Origin of the sequence: Psychrobacter piechaudii (assembly GCF_900162825.1) — a bacterium.
GTDB classification, from domain to species: Bacteria; Pseudomonadota; Gammaproteobacteria; order Pseudomonadales; family Moraxellaceae; genus Psychrobacter; species Psychrobacter piechaudii.
Genome location: NZ_FUGE01000183.1, coordinates 1 through 3,588 on the forward strand (window position 1 = coordinate 1; position 3,588 = coordinate 3,588).

4 protein-coding genes and 1 pseudogene are annotated in these 3,588 nt (G+C 41.0%); 3 read left to right on the forward strand and 2 right to left on the reverse strand.

Annotation, left to right across the window (positions count from 1 at the left end; genetic code table 11):
• Window positions 1–241, forward strand: a pseudogene (locus A1019T_RS10110) (transposase); the annotation flags it as partial.
• A gap of 68 nt (window positions 242–309) precedes the next feature.
• Here A1019T_RS10110 and A1019T_RS10115 read toward each other — a convergent pair.
• The gene (locus A1019T_RS10115; RefSeq protein WP_077451536.1) at window positions 310–1,218 is read right to left on the reverse strand and encodes a LysR family transcriptional regulator; all 909 of its coding nucleotides are present in this window, start codon (window positions 1,216–1,218) and stop codon (window positions 310–312) included.
• A 155-nt stretch (window positions 1,219–1,373) separates the two neighbouring features.
• Between A1019T_RS10115 and A1019T_RS10120 the strand changes: the two genes are divergently transcribed.
• A complete protein-coding gene (locus tag A1019T_RS10120; RefSeq protein WP_077451537.1) occupies window positions 1,374–1,784 on the forward strand; it encodes a DoxX family protein in 411 nt (136 codons plus the stop codon).
• Window positions 1,785–1,866: 82 nt separating this feature from the next.
• Here A1019T_RS10120 and A1019T_RS10125 read toward each other — a convergent pair whose 3' ends face one another.
• Entirely contained in the window at window positions 1,867–2,193 is a 327-nt protein-coding gene (locus A1019T_RS10125; protein ID WP_077451538.1) for a GNAT family N-acetyltransferase, read from the reverse strand.
• Window positions 2,194–2,592: 399 nt separating this feature from the next.
• Between A1019T_RS10125 and A1019T_RS10130 the strand changes: the two genes are divergently transcribed.
• Window positions 2,593–3,525: a pirin family protein gene (locus A1019T_RS10130; RefSeq protein WP_077451539.1), complete on the forward strand. Its 933-nt coding sequence runs from the start codon at window positions 2,593–2,595 to the stop codon at window positions 3,523–3,525.
• Window positions 3,526–3,588 lie beyond the last annotated feature (63 nt).

A 3,588-nucleotide genomic window follows, 5' to 3' on the forward strand; every position in this document is an offset into this window, starting at 1 on the left:
AATTGCTTCTCAGGCTTGTACGCTCGTGTGGCGTATTATGCAAGCATCTGATAAACAGTCACAAGAGTTTGCTTTGTTTTTAGTGCGCCTCTCAGGTCGACAAATGAAATGCAGCAAACCAATAACCGCACCTGCTGTGATGGCAGGATTGTTCCAGTGGCTTAATTTTACCGAACTGGTAAATCATTATCCCCCTGACAAACTACGTGAATTCGCTGATGCCGCTAGTAAATTTGTGTAGATACCTATGCCTAGATGGTAAGGGGCTATTTTTTATTTCCTCATCTCAGATAAGCCTTAGCAAATATTTCAAATATTATCCCAGTAAGGCTCATCCCCGATCTGCTCAATAATATAGTCAATTAATAACCGGCAACGCTGTGATAAAAATCTATTTTTTGGGTACACTGCATATGCATTTAAAGTGGGAAACTGATGGTCCTCCATAATCGGAACCAGCTCCCCTTTTGCCAAACTTTGATAAGCAATAAATGTCGGAGTAAACGCAATACCATGACCTTTAATGGCCATATCCAATAAAAAATTGCCATTGTTGGCTTTAAACCGAGACGTCATCTCTACCCTATGTCTTTTTCCTGCAGGGTCGATCACATCTAATTCGCCTTGCTTATTGGTTAATCCATACTGTAAAAAAGCGTGCTGTTTTAATGCCTCTACACTGTCAGGCAAGCCGGCCTGCTCAAGGTATTTAGGACTGGCACAAAGCACCCGCCTAATCACCGTCAGTCGCTTGGCCTGATAAGAGGAGTCTTTCAGCTCACCAATACGGATGGCCAATTCATAACCCTCCTCCACTAGGTCAATGTGCCGGTCAGAGAAGTCAATCTCAAAGCTTAACTGGGGGTGCTGCTGGGCAAAGTTATGTATAATTTCATCTAAGTGCATGAGCCCGAAAGACAAAGGAGCGGTCAGCCTCATCTTACCTTCTAGCTGAGAAGACAAACCACTGATTTGCTCATTTAACAGATCCACCTCGCTGAGAATACTACAGGCTTCTAGATAATACTTCTGACCCGCTTCTGTCAGAGTCGAATTGCGGGTCGTGCGGCTAATTAACTGGGTATTCAAGCGCGCCTCTAACTCTTTTAGCCGCCGGCTTACCGCAGATTTTGCGATATTAAGTTGGTCAGCTGCATTGGTAATGCTCCCAGAATCGACCACCTTGATAAACATTGCCATGTCTTCGAACTGTCCCATAACCTCTCTCCTGTGTCTTTATTACGACTGTATTGTTCTTATGAAAAGAACTATCATTTGTAATTATTGATGTTTATTGAAATAAAATCAACAATTATAATGGCTTCATTACTTAGCAACTGTAAACAAAATTATTTTATATTTAAGGAATTATTATGAACACTTCAGTAAACAATGCCAGCGCCCTATTGGGTCGTTTTTTATTAGTAGTCATCTTTATCTTTTCAGGTATTGGCAAAATTACCGGTTATGCGGCCACTCAAGGCTATATGGAATCCATGGGCGTACCGGGCTTCATACTGCCTCTGGTTATCCTGTTAGAAGTCTTTGGTTGTTTAGCCATTTTGGTTGGCTTTAAAACACGTTTGGTCGCTTTCTTAATGGCCGGATTTAGTATCGTTTCCGCCCTTATCTTCCACGCTGACTTTGGGGATCAAAATCAAATGATGAACTTTATGAAAAACTTAGCGATGGCAAGTGGCTTCTTAATGATTATGGCTCATGGCCCAGGCGCTTATTCAATCGATGCGCGTAACCAGACACAGCCTACAACACTTAGTGTATAGGTCGAAGCACGGCATAAAAGCCTGAGTTAGCGGCTGGGTTAGTTAAATCGCCCAGCCTATAACCTATAACTAACTACCGTTATTAGGGCGCTGCATTATGAAATACAGAGTTATCTTGGTACTTAGGATGCTTATCAATATAAGACTTAACGAAAGGACAAATGGGTTTAACGCGTAGATTTTTTGCTGCTGCGTCTTCTAAAAGAGACTTCACAAAATAACCGGCTATCCCGCGTCCGCCTAACTCCTTTGGCACTTCAGTGTGTAGATAAGCAATACCGAGCTCACCGTTACTGGTGGTGAAGTAGTCATAGTCTTCAAACGCTATATGGCCATCAACGTGTAACTCAAAACGACTCGCTTCTTTATTATCAATGAGGTCGTAATTAAGCGGCTCTTTATTAATCATAGTAATTTTCTCTTATTTTTAGTTAATTTGCGCTAATCCAATTGATTAAATTTAAGGTTGCTTATTACAGTGTTACCAACAAACAATCTACGGTTATCAGCACTACTTGCAATAATAATTATAACCATTATTATGTAGTCATGTTAAATATCCATCCCATTTTATTAAGTTTTTATTGTTTATATTAATAGTGAAATAAGGATAAGTTATGAAAACAATAGATTAAGTGGTTAGTAGCTGATCGCGCTCACCAGGGCTAGATAAAAAGCAAGCATAACTTTGGTTTTGCTGATTATTACCCCCTTACGAGATTGAAGATGCGTAAGATTTAGTCATGAAGATGTCACATAATCGTTAACTGCTAGCCCTGATACTCTTAATAAAAATGATAGGTGCTTTATGAAAACTGTAATATTAGACCCCCGTTTGGCAGATGTTGGCGGTATTCCAATCGCTCGCTTGTTACCTAATAAAGGAAAAGAACCTATTGGCGCTTGGTGCTTTATGGACCACGCAGGCCCTGCCGAATTTGGTGATGAAGAAGAAGGCATGCAAGTGGGTAGACACCCGCATATTAATTTGCAAACTTTCAGCTGGATGATTGAGGGAGAGGTGCTTCATAAAGACAGCCTAGGAAATGAGAAAGTCATTACCAAAAACCAAGTGAACGTGATGACTGCGGGTACCGGTAACGATCAAGGTATTAGCCACACCGAACAGAGTGTGTTCCCTGATACTGGTGGCTCTGCAGAAGCTTGGCGGGGTATGAATATGGTGCAACTATGGATTGCCTTACCTCTAGATCAAAAAATAGAACGAAATTTTCATCACTACCCTGAGTTACCAAGCTGGAAAGAGCAAGGCGCTGAATATGTGTTGACCACAGGGAATTACACCACCTCTGAAGGAAAAAGCTATAGCGCTCCAACCATTCAGTACAGCAAACTTATTGGCTTGGATGTGCATTTGGTTGAAGACACTGAAGTATCTTTGGTGCTAGAGCCAGGTTTTGAGTATGGTATATTAATGGTCGTTGATGGCATCGAATACCAAGGCAAAAATTACGAGCAAAATCAGCTGATTCGTTTTGATGACATTAGCCAAAAGATGGTCATTAGTGTTAAAGGCCACAAAGGCGCTCGCTTTATGCTACTCGGCGGCGAGCCTTTAAATCAAAAGGTACTGCTGTGGTGGAACTTTGTCGCTGACAATAAGCAAGACATCGAGCAAGCCATTATCGACTGGAACAATCATCATCCTCGTTTTGGTGAGGTCGATTCTGAATTAAAAAGATTAGAGGCGCCCGCGTTACCAGAAGGCTTTAAAGGCTGATTATGTAACTTAAATTCACTATATATAGTTATTATTAAATAATTTTAACATAAATTACATGGA